The organism is Bacillus sp. RC242 (assembly GCF_044908245.1).
In the GTDB taxonomy this organism is placed as follows: Bacteria; Bacillota; Bacilli; order Bacillales; family Bacillaceae_G; genus Bacillus_A; species Bacillus_A mycoides.
Window position 1 is genome coordinate 107,041 of sequence record NZ_JBIYCZ010000004.1, and the last position, 14,231, is coordinate 121,271.

At 36.4% G+C, this 14,231-nt stretch carries 17 protein-coding genes and 1 pseudogene; 10 read left to right on the forward strand and 8 right to left on the reverse strand.

The genetic code is table 11. The annotated features are described in order from the left end of the window. The first annotated feature begins 20 nt into the window (after positions 1–20). From ABH957_RS09605 to ABH957_RS09625, 5 genes are read left to right on the forward strand one after another with little or no spacing between them, the layout of a single operon-like run. On the forward strand, positions 21–998 hold the full coding sequence (locus tag ABH957_RS09605; RefSeq protein ID WP_404511067.1) for a LacI family DNA-binding transcriptional regulator: 978 nt from the start codon (positions 21–23) through the stop codon (positions 996–998). A 10-nt stretch (positions 999–1,008) separates the two neighbouring features. Then, positions 1,009–1,890: an SGNH/GDSL hydrolase family protein gene (locus tag ABH957_RS09610; RefSeq protein WP_113936155.1), complete on the forward strand. Its 882-nt coding sequence runs from the start codon at positions 1,009–1,011 to the stop codon at positions 1,888–1,890. Continuing rightward, positions 1,887–2,804, forward strand: a complete 918-nt coding sequence (locus tag ABH957_RS09615) for an ABC transporter ATP-binding protein (protein WP_404511070.1) — start codon at positions 1,887–1,889, stop codon at positions 2,802–2,804. The genes ABH957_RS09610 and ABH957_RS09615 overlap by 4 nt, the downstream gene beginning before the upstream one ends. After that, on the forward strand, positions 2,797–3,789 hold the full coding sequence (locus ABH957_RS09620; RefSeq protein WP_002138969.1) for an ABC transporter permease: 993 nt from the start codon (positions 2,797–2,799) through the stop codon (positions 3,787–3,789). Before ABH957_RS09615 ends, ABH957_RS09620 begins: the two co-directional genes overlap by 8 nt. A 19-nt stretch (positions 3,790–3,808) precedes the next feature. Beyond that, positions 3,809–4,486: a uracil-DNA glycosylase gene (locus ABH957_RS09625; protein WP_404511072.1), complete on the forward strand. Its 678-nt coding sequence runs from the start codon at positions 3,809–3,811 to the stop codon at positions 4,484–4,486. A 43-nt stretch (positions 4,487–4,529) separates the two neighbouring features. On the opposite strand, the gene ABH957_RS09630 is transcribed toward ABH957_RS09625, so the two are convergent. The 3 genes from ABH957_RS09630 to ABH957_RS09640 form a co-directional block, all read right to left on the reverse strand. Beyond that, a complete protein-coding gene (locus ABH957_RS09630) occupies positions 4,530–4,820 on the reverse strand; it encodes a DUF3817 domain-containing protein (RefSeq protein WP_002144657.1) in 291 nt (96 codons plus the stop codon). Between the two features lie 209 nt (positions 4,821–5,029). After that, positions 5,030–5,851 (reverse strand): Cof-type HAD-IIB family hydrolase, encoded by an 822-nt coding sequence (locus ABH957_RS09635; RefSeq protein WP_002068608.1) that lies wholly within the window; start codon positions 5,849–5,851, stop codon positions 5,030–5,032. 357 nt (positions 5,852–6,208) lie between these two features. Further along, positions 6,209–7,489, reverse strand: coding sequence for a purine/pyrimidine permease (locus tag ABH957_RS09640; RefSeq protein ID WP_404454830.1), 1,281 nt, complete (start codon positions 7,487–7,489; stop codon positions 6,209–6,211). Between the two features lie 171 nt (positions 7,490–7,660). On the opposite strand from ABH957_RS09640, the gene ABH957_RS09645 reads away from it, so the two are divergent. The 4 genes and pseudogenes from ABH957_RS09645 (at position 7,661) to ABH957_RS09660 (ending at position 8,750) form a co-directional block, all read left to right on the forward strand. Next, the gene (locus ABH957_RS09645) at positions 7,661–7,762 is read left to right on the forward strand and encodes an ion channel (RefSeq protein WP_002130114.1); all 102 of its coding nucleotides are present in this window, start codon (positions 7,661–7,663) and stop codon (positions 7,760–7,762) included. Then, positions 7,731–8,024 (forward strand): annotated as a pseudogene (locus tag ABH957_RS09650) (cation:proton antiporter regulatory subunit); the annotation flags it as partial. The gene ABH957_RS09645 and the pseudogene ABH957_RS09650, both read left to right, overlap by 32 nt. Before the next feature lie 6 nt (positions 8,025–8,030). Then, positions 8,031–8,318 carry a YwdI family protein gene (locus ABH957_RS09655; protein WP_001198367.1) on the forward strand — a complete coding sequence of 96 codons (288 nt, stop codon included), beginning with the start codon at positions 8,031–8,033 and terminating at the stop codon, positions 8,316–8,318. A 63-nt stretch (positions 8,319–8,381) separates the two neighbouring features. After that, positions 8,382–8,750: a DUF423 domain-containing protein gene (locus ABH957_RS09660; RefSeq protein ID WP_002016371.1), complete on the forward strand. Its 369-nt coding sequence runs from the start codon at positions 8,382–8,384 to the stop codon at positions 8,748–8,750. 32 nt (positions 8,751–8,782) lie between these two features. Here ABH957_RS09660 and gerQ read toward each other — a convergent pair whose 3' ends face one another. The 4 genes from gerQ to hemQ form a co-directional block, all read right to left on the reverse strand. Next, a complete protein-coding gene (gerQ, locus tag ABH957_RS09665; RefSeq protein ID WP_002184497.1) occupies positions 8,783–9,211 on the reverse strand; it encodes a spore coat protein GerQ in 429 nt (142 codons plus the stop codon). Between the two features lie 27 nt (positions 9,212–9,238). Further along, complete coding sequence (gene cwlJ, locus ABH957_RS09670; RefSeq protein WP_002089824.1) at positions 9,239–9,661, reverse strand: cell wall hydrolase CwlJ; 423 nt, start codon at positions 9,659–9,661, stop codon at positions 9,239–9,241. 174 nt (positions 9,662–9,835) lie between these two features. After that, positions 9,836–11,113: a serine hydrolase gene (locus ABH957_RS09675; RefSeq protein ID WP_404454827.1), complete on the reverse strand. Its 1,278-nt coding sequence runs from the start codon at positions 11,111–11,113 to the stop codon at positions 9,836–9,838. Positions 11,114–11,308: 195 nt separating this feature from the next. Then, positions 11,309–12,052, reverse strand: coding sequence for a hydrogen peroxide-dependent heme synthase (hemQ, locus tag ABH957_RS09680; RefSeq protein ID WP_001287592.1), 744 nt, complete (start codon positions 12,050–12,052; stop codon positions 11,309–11,311). Between the two features lie 278 nt (positions 12,053–12,330). Between hemQ and pta the strand changes: the two genes are divergently transcribed. Then, the gene (pta, locus tag ABH957_RS09685; RefSeq protein ID WP_219300788.1) at positions 12,331–13,302 is read left to right on the forward strand and encodes a phosphate acetyltransferase; all 972 of its coding nucleotides are present in this window, start codon (positions 12,331–12,333) and stop codon (positions 13,300–13,302) included. A 69-nt stretch (positions 13,303–13,371) separates the two neighbouring features. Here the strand turns inward: pta and lipL are convergent, their stop codons facing one another. Beyond that, positions 13,372–14,217: an octanoyl-[GcvH]:protein N-octanoyltransferase gene (lipL, locus tag ABH957_RS09690; RefSeq protein ID WP_002089815.1), complete on the reverse strand. Its 846-nt coding sequence runs from the start codon at positions 14,215–14,217 to the stop codon at positions 13,372–13,374. Positions 14,218–14,231: the final 14 nt, after the last annotated feature.

Here is a 14,231-nt window from a genome sequence, read left to right on the forward strand (position 1 = left end):
GAGGGGAAGGGGAGAATGAGATGACTAATATAAGAAAGATTGCTGAACTTGCTGGGGTATCTGTTTCAACTGTTTCACGTGTACTCAATAATCATCCGTATGTGAATGAACAGAAACGAAAAGAGATTTTAGCGATTATTGAAGAATTAAATTATACGCAAAATGTGAATGCGATTCATTTAGTGAAAGGAAAAACGAATGTAATTGGCGTTTTATTGCCGCACGTAAATGATCAATATTACAGTGCCATTATTGGGGGGATATCAAAGGAAACCGCAAAGAACAATTATAATATGATGCTTTGCCAGACAAATTATAGCGAAGAAAAAGAGCTTGAAATTTTACATATGCTAAAAATGAAAAAGCTTGATGGAGTAATTATATGTTCACGGACAAATAGTAAGGAAAAGCTTGAAGAGTATACGAAGTTTGGTCCAATTGTGATGTGTGAAGAAATAGATTCGAAATTCATTTCGAGTGTACATATTGATTACTACAAAGTATTTTTGCGCGGGATGAAAAGCTTAATAGATGCTGGTCATACACGTATCGGATATTGCATTGGAAGAAGTAATAGTATTAATAGCCAGAGGCGAAAAAAAGCGTATGAGGATTCACTTCAACAGATTGTTGTAACACCGTTAGATGCCTGGAAGTTTAAGGGCTGTTTTACGATGGAAGATGGGCGCAATGTAGTCAGGGAATGGGCTCGTATGTCTGTAAAACCGACGGCTTTTCTTGTATCTTGCAATCATATTGCTGCAGGAATGGTAACGGAGGCGAAAAAACAAGGAATTCGTATCCCAGAGGATATTACGATTATCGGATGTGATGATCAAGAGGTGGCAAATATATTAGGTATTACGACGATTTCGCATTCCAGTAAAAATGTTGGTGTAAAGGCATTTGAATTATTATATGAAAAGATTAATGATGAGGAAATAGATGTGAAACATGTAGAGTTATTACCAAATTTGGTAGATAGGGAAACGACATAATAGAGAAGGTGTGAAAATCGCTTTTCGAAAATTCGTTTGGTATAATTATGGACAATCTATAGGGGCTAAAAGGGGTTTTGATATGAGATCAAAATTAGTAAAAGTAATTCTACTCATTACAATTGCGTCTTTCTGTTTATTTGCATATGGTTTTGTTTCGGGTGTAAATGATGTATTAAATCCGAAAGCTTCAAAATTAATTACGAAGACTGACGTAGTGGAAAAAGAGAAAAAGAAAACAGGAACGTTACAAGTAGTTAGTTTAGGTGATTCGTTAACGCGCGGCGTTGGTGATAAAGAAGGAATTGGCTATATTGGACGAATGAAAGAGAATTTACAAAAAGATTATAAACAAAAAGTTGCACTAAGCAATTTGGCAGTTAGTGGTGCGAAAATGCCCGATTTGTTAAAACAAATCGAAAGCAGCGGAGCTCAATATTCAATTAAGCAAGCAGATGTAATTGTTTTAACAATTGGAGGAAATGATTTGTTCCCAGGATGGGAATCGCTCGGAAAGATAGATTTAGAGACGTATCGTCCTGATACGGAAACGTTTCAAAATGAAGCGAAGAAAATTATAGAAGAAATTCGTAAATTAAACACAGATAGCCCTATTTTTTGGTTAGGATTATACAATCCTTTTGAAGATGTAGAAGATTTGAGAGGTTCATCAAATATTGTTGTTGATTGGAACGCTTCTTTAGAGAAGTTAGCATTAAATGATAAAAACGTATATATTACACCGACATTTGATTTATTCCAAAATCGTGGGAAAGATTTATTATACTCAGATCATTTTCATCCGAATGAAGTAGGTTACACATATATGGCGGAGCGTTTAGTCCAAAATGTTGTAAGTAAATTAAAACTAGAGCAAGGAGGGGTAAAATGACGACGATACTTTCTGTACGAGACTTGAAGAAGGTAATTGGAAAGAAGACTCTTGTAGAGGACATTTCATTTGATGTAAAACAAGGAGAAGTGTTTGGCTTTTTAGGACCGAACGGAGCCGGGAAAACGACAACAATTCGAATGTTAGTCGGACTGATTAAAGCGACAGAAGGTACTATTTCTATCGGTGGTTATTCTATTAAGGAAAATTTCAGAGAAGCGATGCGTCAAATTGGAAGTATCGTTGAAAACCCAGAGCTTTATACATATTTAACGGGATGGGAAAACTTAAAGCAATTTGCGCGCATGCTTGGTGATATATCAGATGAACGTATTGTTGAAATTGCAAAAATGGTTCATTTAGATGAGCGTATTCACGATAAGGTAAAAACATATTCCCTTGGTATGAAGCAGCGCCTTGGAATTGCACAGGCGCTACTTGGAAACCCGAAATTGCTCATATTAGATGAACCGACGAATGGTTTAGATCCAGCTGGGATTAGAGAGCTTAGGGAATTTATACATAAGCTTGTAAAAGAAGAAAATATGAGTGTATTTATTTCGAGTCACTTATTAAGTGAAGTGCAACTGATATGCGACCGTGTTGCTATTATTCATAAAGGAAAAATGATAACAGTTGCACCTATTGAAGAGTTGATCAAAACAGCGAGTGATCGTGTGGAATGGGTCGTTACACCGATTTCCAAAGCGAAAGACATGTTAGACGCTGCTGAAGAGATAGAGGAAGTTAGTGTAGAAGATGAGCGTTTATTATGTCGTATGGATGTTGCGTCTATTAATGTTTGGAATAAGCACTTTGTAGAAAACGGGATAGATGTACATAGCGTCAAAGAGCTTGTATTTACGCTAGAAGATTTATTTATTGAACTCACAAGGGGTGAGCAATATGCGTGAATTTGCGAATCTAGTTTTAAATGAATCAGAAAAGATTTATCGTAAGAAACGAATTGTTGTTGTCATGCTTATTTTAGCAATCTTGATTCCACTTTTTGTGTATGCTCAGTATCGTGAAATAGAAACGACGCAAAAAAGGCTTGGTACGACCGATTGGAAAGTATCATTACAGCAACAAATTGTTGATTCACAAAACCGCTTGAACAATTCTAGATTGCCAGAAGAATGGCGGGATTGGTTAAAAGTAAGAGTGGAACAACAACAATATTATTTAGATCATAATATTAATCCGACAGCGCCAGGAGCACCGACATTTGTGAGGGCGTTTATTGAACAAGGAATAACGTTATTTATTCCATTGCTCGTTATGATTGTCGCCATTGATATTGTTTCAGGAGAACGAAGCGATGGTACGATGAAAATGCTTCTGACGAGGCCAATTCGGCGCTGGAAAATACTCCTTAGTAAATATGTGACGATGTTATTTTTCATTTCGCTCATATTGCTTCTTGTCGGTTTGTTTGCTTACGCATTATCAGGGCTTGTATTTGGATACTCTGGATGGAATTTACCTGTGTTAACAGGATTCGTCATTGATAAGGAAACGTTAAATACAAACTTTGTACACCTTATTCCGCAGTGGCAATACATTTTAATGGCGTACGGACTAGCTTGGTTTGTTGCTATTGTGGTTGGAACTATATCATTTATGGTTTCTGTTTTAATTCGGAATACACCAGCTGGAATGGGCGTTATGTTAGCTGCGTTAATCGCAGGCGGCATTTTAAGTTCATTCGCAACGTCTTGGGAAGGGGCGAAATACATTTTTAGTGTCAACTTATCGCTAACGGATTATTTATCAGGAAAACTGCCTGCATTACAAGGATTATCGATGGGATTTTCTTTAATGAATTTAACGGTTTGGGCAGTAGTTTCCCTTATCATTTCATTTGTAGTATTTACAAGGCAGGATATGGTGAATTAATTGGATAGGAAGTGAAGGCATGGAAAACATTTTGCAGAATGATTGGGGACCATTACTTGGGCCAGAATTTGAGAAAGAATACTATCAAGCTTTAGCTAACTTTTTAAAAGAAGAGTATGAGGAGCATGTGATTTATCCAAAGAAAGAAGATATTTTTAACGCTCTAGAGTATACAAGTTATGAAAATACAAAGGTTGTTATTTTAGGACAAGACCCATATCATGGACCGAATCAAGCACATGGTTTAAGCTTTTCGGTACAACCTGGTATTAAAACACCGCCATCATTGCTAAATATGTACAAAGAACTTCGAGATGAATACGGTTATGAAATTCCGAATAATGGTTATTTAGTAAAATGGGCGGAGCAAGGGGTTTTACTATTAAATACTGTGTTAACGGTTCGTCAAGGTGAGGCGAATTCTCATAAAGGAAAAGGATGGGAGCATTTCACAGATCGCGTAATTGAGCTATTAAATGAACGTGAAAAGCCAGTTGTTTTCATATTATGGGGACGCCATGCTCAGGCGAAGAAAAAGTTAATTACGAATACGAATCATTATATTATTGAGTCCGTACATCCAAGTCCATTATCAGCAAGACGTGGTTTCTTTGGAAGTAAGCCGTACTCTAAAGTAAATGAGATTTTATCTAACATGGATGAAAAAGAAATCGATTGGCAAATTCCGAATATATAAACGCAAAAAAGGTAGCTAACGATTGTTAACTACCTTTTTACTATTACTGTTCATTTTTTAGTTTTGCATCTAGTACAAAAGTACCAAATGGGATAACTGATGCAACAAGTGCACCAAGTGCCCATAAAATTGTTTTACGGTGTACGATTGTTACTTGAATTACCGCAAAGATGAATAGAATAAATAAAACGCCATGAGCCATACCTGTAATTTTAACAGCTGTTGCAAACCCTGCAAAATATTTTAATGGCATTGCTACAAATAATAGTAATAGGAAAGAAATCCCCTCAATTAAGCCGATTGCTCTTAATCTTCCGATTGGTGTAGATAACATGAAGTAGCCTCCTTTAATGTATGCTTGTATATAGTAAATTTGTATTCTTTTTCAAAATGAAATAGTCTATTTTGTTTAATTATATACAAAAAGAAAGTTTACACTACGAGAATAGTGCAAAGTTCAAAATATAGTCACAAAAGCATTGCAATTTAAATAAAAACCTATTTGAAGTATTTGACTTCAAATAGGTTTTATGAATGAAAATATTAAACAAGCGCTTTGCTTTTTAGTACAAATTTCTCTACAACTTTAGCAACGCCATCGTTCATATTTGTATCTGTTACATAGTTTGCAATTTCTTTAATATCATCTGGTGCATTGCCCATCGCAACGCCAAGACCAGCAAATTCAATCATCGCTTGATCGTTATAGCTATCGCCCATTGCGATAACTTCTTCGCGTTTAATACCAAGTTTTTGGATTAATTGGTTTAAGCTCGTTCCTTTCGTAACACCATGTTCAGTAAATTCTAAGAAGAATGGTTTAGAGCGCATAACACTTAATTGACCTTCTAGTTGTTTTTGTAGTTTCTTTTCTACTTCAACAAGGCGTTCAGCTTCTTTATTCATTAATACTTTTACTACAGGCTCTTTAACAGCAGTTTTAAAATCATCTACTTCAATAATTGGCATACCAGTAATTTCGCCCTCAATTTTAGTATAAGGATTATTTTCTTCTGTTACGATATCATCGCCAATATAAGTATGAATCCATACATCTTCAGTTTTACTAATTTCAAATAGGTTGTGAACGATTTCAGGAGATAGCGTGCTACTGAAGATTTCTTCATTTGTTTTACAGTTAATAATTTTTGCGCCGTTAAAAGATAGAATGAAGCTACCGTATTCCTCTAAACGAAGTTCTTTTGCAACATTGCGCATACCAAACGTTGGGCGCCCAGAAGCAAGTACAACTTTAACTCCTTGCTCTTGTGCTGTCATTAAAGCCTCTTTCGTACGAGGTGAAATTGTATGGTCGTCGCGTAATAAAGTATCATCTAAATCTAAAACAATCATTTTATAAGTCATATAGAAAATTCCTTTCTTTGTTGAAATAGAAATAAATTTTTATGAAGATAGTGGGGAATATATAGTAAGACATCGAACTTCTTTGCATGAAACTAGGAGAAGTTCTGCATTGTTAGTATAAATTATCATGAGCGTGTTGCCCATGATAATTTATACCGCTATTTGCGGGCAGTAAGACTCCCAACTCAAAATTTAGCTGGAGCAACGAAGTTAGATGGGGGATCCACTGCCCGTAAATGCCCGATTGGTGCGGGCTAATAATCAGTGGGGATGAACACCCCCCCACTGATTAAAGTTTCACTTTATCATTATCGTAACAACTCTAAAGATAGAGTGCAATAATGGAAGTTTTCCAATTTACGATGGTTGTTTTTCGTGCGAACGAGAAAATAATATTTCCAGCAAGATAGCCATTACAGATCCAAGAACAAGACCGTTACTTAAAAATGATGCTAAAAATGGTGGTAGCGTAGAAAACGCTCCTGCTGGAACGAACATAACGCCGACTCCTGTAAAGATTGAAAGACCTGCTACTTTAAATAATTGTTCTTTATTTTGTACAGTGTCATATTCGCGGAAAGCTAGACCAATCATGCTTGCAAATACAGGATAAATTGCAGCATACCCAACTGCAATGGGGATGGCTGCAAAGAATGAAGTAATCTTTGGGAATATACTAACAAGAATGATAAAGCTTGACCCTAACATAAATGGAAGGCGCTTATAAATATTTGTTGTTGCAATAAACCCTGCGGATCCAGAAATGGCAACAGGGCCAATGGCTGAAAATAGACCGCCTAGCAATTGATTTATTCCTGTTATAATGCCAGCTTGTTTGAAGCGATCTGGAGCATTTTCTTCATACTTAGAAACAACCTTTTGTACAACGCGAATACTTGCTAACATATTTGTTAGAAGTAGTAGTGTGACGAAAACTACCGTAATTGCCATGTTCCATTCAATGCGAGGCATTCCGAAAACAAACAGAGATGGAAGACGAATTATATCTGTTACAGGTGTTACTGGATTAGATAATCCGAAGCACGCAAATAATATCCAGCCGCAGACGATACTGAAAAGAACGGAATATTGTCCAATAATAGATAGCTTCATAATGAAAAAAGATAGTAAAATAACAACGAGTGAAAGAATAAATACCTTTGGCTGTACTTCTGTATGTTGTCCATCAAGGCCAAACATGCCTTTTAAGAAGGAGCCACTAAGTTGTGCGACCAAAAGGAATAAATACGTTCCAATTACTGTCGGTGTAAAGTAGCGAACTAGTTTATCAATAAGTCCAAAAACACTAAGAATAATACAAATAATTCCGCTTAGTAGGAAAGCGTACTGAAGGACCTTAAGTGTTTCATTGCTTGATCCAAATAATACGACGCCTAAACTTGCATATAGGGAGAAAATTCCCCACCAAAGGCCTGCGGGACCTTCTTGAATAGGAAGTTTATGACCGAATATAGCTTGCAGTAGGCCGGCAAAACCGAGAACAAATAATGTTCTTTGTACAAACGCGATAGCTTCAGTGCCATCAAGGCCGTAACTAGTTGCGACACTAATTGGTACAATAAGACTTCCAGCTAAAATAAATAGTGCCCATTGTAAGGCAGAAAGAAATAGCTTCATTATATCAACCTCTTTCATAGATTCCGTTTTCTAGTATATACGTATTTCATTTCCTCTGGCAAAGATTGTAGATAGAGAAAAGAGTTGAAACATAATATGAATGTACGGAAGCAATTATGGATAGCGATTATATGTATGACTTTTGTTGTAATTCTAGGAATGCTATGATTTATGACAATTGAAGAGATTAGCCTGTTTCAAGCATTTTGGATGACGATGATTACGGTATTAACGGTTGGATATTGCGAATCCGTTAACAGTGCATTATATTGATACAGTATTGTATAGAATAGAGCAATCATTTGTAATTGAAGAAATTCAAGTTGGTAAAGATTCTAACTTAGCTAGTAAATCGTTATTAGAGAGTAATGTGAGAAATCAATTTGGTGTAACAATTTTAGCGATTTTAAGAGATGGGGATATTATCCATAATCCAACGGGGCAGGAAAAACTGCAAGAACATGATATGATAATAGTATTTGGTTCAGTGGAGAAACTGAGGCAATTTGAGAAAGAACTACAAAGTAAGAGGTGACAAGGAATGCAAGTATCTAGCGATAAGGTTTTAAATAAAATGGCGAGTGAAATTGCAAAGGCAAAAAGTAGTGAAGGACAAAAATCAAAAGAGCATTTATTAGTTGTGCGTGCATTATGTGATTTATTATTAGATGAACAAGTTGAGCCTTCTACGTATAGAGAACCACAAGTTCAATCACAAATAATCGGATCTCAGCCTATAACAACAGTTCAACCGGTTATGCCAGTTTCTGGAGAACCTGTGTATATAAAAGAAGAAGGTGCAAATGGTAATTCTTTATTTGATTTTTAGGGATTAAATCGTTTGGATTATATGTGAAAATTGCTTATGATAAAAATAAAAAGGGGAATTAAGATGAAAATTTTCTTTTTACTAGGTTGTATTGCAGCGGGGCTATCTGTTGCATTAGGGGCTTTTGGAGCACATGGTTTAGAAAATAAAATTTCTGCAAAAATGTTAGAAGTGTGGAAGACAGGCGTTACATATCAAATGTTTCATGCAGGTGGCTTATTCGTAGTTGCTCTATTAATGGACAAAATGCAATCATCACTTTTAAGCACTGCGGGTTGGCTTATGGTAGCTGGGATTATTATGTTCTCAGGCAGTCTTTATGCATTAAGTACAACAGGTATTAAATTCTTTGGTCCAATTACACCCCTTGGTGGTGTAGCGTTTATTGTGGCGTGGATTTTAGTCGGAACTGCAGTTGTAAAAGGGTTATAAAAAACAAAAGCTGGCATTCGCCAGCTTTTTTTTTATGGTCTTGGAGCATAAGTTGCTTGTTGACCAGGTAAATACGTAATTTCTCCTGGAAATTCTACATAATCTAAATAAATCATTAGTAGTAAAAAGCGTTTTCCAGATTTCGGCTCACTAATTACGATATGATCACGGCCAGCTGCCTCGATGATCCCTGTATAAGATTGTGTACCAAGCGAACTACCGCGTTCATAAGTCATTACAACTGTAGCTGGCTTACCTTTATTTAAACGAAGGATGTTTTCAATATACGATTGCTCTAGTGGTAACATACCTTGAGAAACTGCAAGTTGAGCCTGAGCAGCTTGTTGTTGCATCGCTTGCTGTTGTTGCTGTTGCTGCGCGGTCATTTGTTGCGGTTGCACATAAGTTCCAGATGGTTGATAAAAACCTGTTCCGTAGTACGGGTTTTGTTGCTGTGTCATTCAAAAATCCCTCCTCATTTTCATTCCTTAATATACGCTTGGACAATCCTCCCCGGATGGTTGGAAGAAGCAGTGCTTTTTAAAACGTCCAGAGTTTTGCTGGTTATACCAAGTTGGTGGGCAAGGACCTTCAGGTCTAAAAAACCATAAAGCGAAATTTGCAGGCCAAAAACGTTGCCCTTGAATTGTTCGACGGGCTAAGGCAATATCTTGTTCTCTTGCTCGTTGATAAAAATACCCTTTTTGAGTAGCTTCAAAACCACCAGGATTTTGATAAACCATCTGACGTAAGTTCCGTACTTTTTTAAAATCTAAACAATTTCCGCGGACACGATTTACACCGACATTTCCAACCATTAGCATGCCTTGTTGTCCTTCTCCTTCAGCTTCAGCACGCATGAGTCTAGCTAATAACTTTACATCTTCTTCTGTATGTGCGATAACACCCATTATGTGTCACCTCTCTTTTTGGAATACCCTTTGGAAAGAGGTTTTTCTTAGATGAAGTGTGGAACAATTACTAGTTCATACGTATGAGAAAAAGGACGCAGATATGACAACCAAACGAAGTTTTACATCTAGAGGGGAAAATAAAAAAAGCTAGCGTGAGCTAGCTTTTCATCATTAAAATACTTTAGACCATAAATTTGAGAAGAAATCGCCAATTGAACGCATTGTTAATACGAACCAATTTGCTTTTTCTACTTCTGCAGTCGTTTTTGCAGTAACTTTTATACTTTTATTTCCGTCTAAGAAACCATATTTATCAGATGGTTCTAAGACGATTGAACCTACCTTTGCATCTTTCTTAATAGGAGCAACTAAATGCCCATCTTCAGCAAGTGATTTATCTGCTTCAGTAGAAATTTTGTAAGGTGATTTGCTACCTTTTGCAGTAACTACTGTCACTTCTTTTTCTGGTGCAACTGTTACGTAGTCTTCTTTTCCTTTTACTACAGAAATTTTGTTGTTTTTATCTATTTTTAATTTCTGTTTTTCGAAGTTATTAAATCCATACTCAATTAATGCGCGAGATTCTGTGAAACGTTCGTCCATTGATTTCGTTTTAATAATAACAGAAATAAGACGTAAATCACCGCGTTTTGCTGTAATGGTAAAACCATACCCAGCGGTATCAGAGCTTCCTGTTTTTAAACCATCTGCTCCTTCATAAGAGAAAGCAGCACCTGGTAACATCCAGTTCCAATTTTCCATACGAATTGGTTTTGGATGATTATCTGGGAAGTTTCTAAATCTTTGTTTTGTATCCTCTAGCATTTCTGGATACTTTGTAATAATTGTTTTTGAAAGAATACCCATATCGCGAGCTGACATGGAGTTTTCTCCATTCGGATCAGTTCCTTCAGGATGTTTTCCTTTTAAATCAGCGTTATTTAACCCAGTAGCGTTTACAAATTTATATTTCTTTAACCCTAGTTTTTTCGCATGTTCATTTGCGAGATTTAAGAAGTTCTTTTCACTTCCTGCAAGTAATTCTGCTAAAGCAATACTAGATCCATTTGCAGAGAAGATAACGATAGAATGGTATAATTCTCTTACAGTATATTGACGTCCCTTTTCGAACGGCACGTTAGAGAATTCATTATTACGTGAAACTTCATAAGCGTAATCAGAAATAGTTACTTTCGTATCCCAAGTGATTTTTCCTTCTTTAATTGCTTCTAATACGGCATAAATAACAATTAATTTTGACATACTAGCGATAGCTAGTAATTCATCTGGATTTTGTTCATGCAGTATTTTTCCTGTATCCGCATCAAATAGCAGTGCAGCAGCTGCCTCTATATGTATTTTTTCTTCTGCATGGGATGTTGTTACTCCTAAGGAAGAAATTGACAATAGAGACACTAGTAAAATAGACAAGATTTTCTTCATATACATTATCACCTTCGCATCGTTATTAGCATATAGCTCGTACCATTTTAGCATAAATTTGGATATAGAAAGGTTACAATTTTGTAAGGAAATTGAAAAGAATTTGTCGATTTTTGTTCAAATTTGCATAGAAAAGAAGTTTTTTGTGGGTAAATATAGAGGATAATAAAAAAAGGAACGAAATTCGTTCCTTTTTCATTATTATATGTGTAAAAATTTCTCTACTTTTTCGTCTGGTAAAATGTTCCCAACGAAGAATGTACCGAATTCACCGTAACGGGCACTTACTTCATCGAAGCGCATTTCATATATAAGCTTCTTAAATTGAAGAACATCGTCAGCGAATAATGTTACGCCCCACTCGAAATCGTCGAATCCGACTGATCCTGAAATTACTTGGCGTACTTTCCCTGCGTATTGGCGACCGATTTTACTGTGACTGTACATCATTTTTTTACGTTCTTCCATAGGAAGCATGTACCAGTTGTCATCACCTTGGCGACGCTTGTCCATTGGATAGAAGCAAATATGATTTGCTTTTGGTAACTCAGGATATAAGCGAGCTAAGATTTGTGGGTTTTGGTATGGATCTTCATCAGCTGGAAGGTAGTTGCTTAGTTCAACAACAGATACGTAAGAATATGCAGGAACTAAATATTCAGCTAATGTTGTTTTATTTAATTCTGTTTCGATTTCATTTAACTCTTCCATTGTTGGACGTAAGATCATAAGCATAATATCTGCTTTTTGACCAACAACTGTATACATTGCATGACTGCCTTTTTTTGCAGTAGCTACTTCGTTCCATTTTTCAACGACATTTAAAAATTCAGACACTGCTTGTCCGCGTTCGTCACTAGATAATGTTTTCCATGCTGCCCAATCAATAGAACGTAAATCATGTAAACAATACCAGCCATCTAACGTTGTTGTTGCTTCACTCATTCTATTCACCTCAGTTAATGATATTTTACACGTTAACTATAGCATATATAGGATTAAAAACATCTACATAAAGTTTCAGCGCATAAAATTGTCACATTTAAATTCACTTGAAAATAGGAGGAGATAGGGCTTAAAGGGGTTTTATTTATATGCTGAATTTTATGAAAATATAATTATTTTCATTTTATCTATTTTTTGGGAGCTATAAGTTTAAAATATAGAGGAAAAGCAGTATTCTTAAAGATAGAGTTTTTTAACATATGTAGGAGGGTTTATTCGTGAGCAACTTATTTACAACAGTAAAAGAACAAGTTCAAGGAAAAGGCATTTCTATCGTACTTCCTGAAGGAACTGATGAAAGAATTTTAGGCGCTGCAGAGCGTTTAGCAAAAGAAGAGTTAGTAAAACCAATTTTAGTTGGTAATAAAGAAGAAATTAGCGCAAAAGCTGCTAGCATGAACTTAACATTAGCAGGCGTTGATATTTACGATCCAGCTACATACGAAGAGATGGATGCAATGGTAGCATCTTTCGTTGAACGCCGTAAAGGTAAAGCAACAGAAGAAGATGCTCGTAAAATTCTTAAAGACGAAAACTACTTCGGTACAATGCTTGTATACATGGGCAAAGCACAAGGTTTAGTAAGTGGTGCAGCTCACTCTACAGCTGATACAGTTCGTCCAGCACTTCAAATTATTAAAACAAAACCAGGCGTTACAAAAACTTCAGGCGTATTCATCATGGTACGTGAAGAAGAGAAGTATGTATTCGCTGATTGCGCAATTAACATTGCACCAAACAGCCAAGATTTAGCTGAAATTGGTATCGAAAGTGCGAAAACTGCTGAACTATTCGGCATTGACCCACGCGTTGCTATGTTAAGCTTCTCTACAAAAGGTTCTGCGAAATCTCCAGAAACAGAAAAAGTTGTAGAAGCAACTCGCATTGCGAAAGAAATGGCTCCTGAATTAACTTTAGATGGAGAATTCCAATTCGATGCTGCATTCGTACCATCTGTAGCTGAGAAGAAAGCTCCAGGTTCTACAATTAAAGGTGATGCTAACGTATTCGTATTCCCAAGCCTAGAAGCTGGTAATATCGGCTACAAAATCGCTCAACGCTTAGGTAACTTCGAAGCAGTAGGACCAATCTTACAAGGTTTAAACATGCCTGTAAATGATCTATCTCGTGGATGTAACGAAGAAGAAGTGTACAAGTTAGCTTTAATTACAGCAGCTCAAGCACTTTAATTCTATAACGAATTAATATGAAAAAAGACCATCCTATTTCTTTTGAAATGAGGGTGGTCTTTTTGGTTTCTATTTTTCTAAACCAAGTGCCTTATTATTACGGTCAATAATACGTTGTAAATTCGTCTCATATAAAGGAACTTCATCTACTGTCAGCTGAGATGGTGTTAACTTTGGAGTGAATTGTTGCAACGTTTTTAAAAGGCGCATCATTAAATCTCGCACTGTAATTGTTTCGCCAAGTAATTCAGATAGTGAAGCCATCGTACTCGGTACAATTTCGGGATACGTAAATCTTGTTTCTTCGCCTTGAATTGCTACGTTGTAAAAATCACGAACGAGTGCGGCACGCTCAGATCCGCTTCCTGTCGCACATAAGTAAATTTGTACAGCAACGCCTCCGCGAATACGACGCTGAGAAATACCAGCAAATTTTTGATCGCGAATGCTCAAATCGTAGCTACCAGGACAATAAGAACCAACAATTTCTTTTGCCTCGATAGTAACATCGTAATCTTTTAACATTTCCTTAATTAAATGCCACATCGTATCGTATCCAAGGTCGATATCGATACCCTTTTCTGTTTCTTGGAATAAAAGTGATACGTTTAAAACACCTTCATCAAGTACAACAGCAAGTCCACCAGAATTACGAACGATAACATTGAAGTCGTTTTCTTTTAAAAAGGAAATACCTTCTTCTAAATGTGGGAGACGTGAATCTTGAATGCCAAGAACAATTGTATTGTGATGAACCCAAGAACGCATTGTTGCAGCGGATTGGCCTTTTCCGATACTTGTGCATAACGTGTCATCCATTGCGAATGACTGAAGTGCATGAAATGTTGGTCCTAAACTAGACTGATCCACAATACGCCACTCTGGCTGAGATAAAATCGAACGGGAATTGCTCATATAACTAACCCCTT

Bases quoted from the DNA above. Each gene is read 5' to 3' on its own strand.
- ABH957_RS09605 (WP_404511067.1), top strand. From the start codon at position 21: ATGACTAATATAAGAAAGATTGCTGAACTTGCTGGGGTATCTGTTTCA.
- ABH957_RS09615 (WP_404511070.1), top strand. From the start codon at position 1,887: ATGACGACGATACTTTCTGTACGAGACTTGAAGAAGGTAATTGGAAAG.
- ABH957_RS09620 (WP_002138969.1), top strand. From the start codon at position 2,797: ATGCGTGAATTTGCGAATCTAGTTTTAAATGAATCAGAAAAGATTTAT.
- ABH957_RS09625 (WP_404511072.1), top strand. From the start codon at position 3,809: ATGGAAAACATTTTGCAGAATGATTGGGGACCATTACTTGGGCCAGAA.
- ABH957_RS09630 (WP_002144657.1), bottom strand. From the start codon at position 4,820: ATGTTATCTACACCAATCGGAAGATTAAGAGCAATCGGCTTAATTGAG.
- ABH957_RS09635 (WP_002068608.1), bottom strand. From the start codon at position 5,851: ATGACTTATAAAATGATTGTTTTAGATTTAGATGATACTTTATTACGC.
- ABH957_RS09640 (WP_404454830.1), bottom strand. From the start codon at position 7,489: ATGAAGCTATTTCTTTCTGCCTTACAATGGGCACTATTTATTTTAGCT.
- ABH957_RS09645 (WP_002130114.1), top strand. From the start codon at position 7,661: ATGACAATTGAAGAGATTAGCCTGTTTCAAGCATTTTGGATGACGATG.
- ABH957_RS09655 (WP_001198367.1), top strand. From the start codon at position 8,031: ATGCAAGTATCTAGCGATAAGGTTTTAAATAAAATGGCGAGTGAAATT.
- ABH957_RS09660 (WP_002016371.1), top strand. From the start codon at position 8,382: ATGAAAATTTTCTTTTTACTAGGTTGTATTGCAGCGGGGCTATCTGTT.
- gerQ (WP_002184497.1), bottom strand. From the start codon at position 9,211: ATGACACAGCAACAAAACCCGTACTACGGAACAGGTTTTTATCAACCA.
- cwlJ (WP_002089824.1), bottom strand. From the start codon at position 9,661: ATGGGTGTTATCGCACATACAGAAGAAGATGTAAAGTTATTAGCTAGA.
- ABH957_RS09675 (WP_404454827.1), bottom strand. From the start codon at position 11,113: ATGTATATGAAGAAAATCTTGTCTATTTTACTAGTGTCTCTATTGTCA.
- hemQ (WP_001287592.1), bottom strand. From the start codon at position 12,052: ATGAGTGAAGCAACAACAACGTTAGATGGCTGGTATTGTTTACATGAT.
- lipL (WP_002089815.1), bottom strand. From the start codon at position 14,217: ATGAGCAATTCCCGTTCGATTTTATCTCAGCCAGAGTGGCGTATTGTG.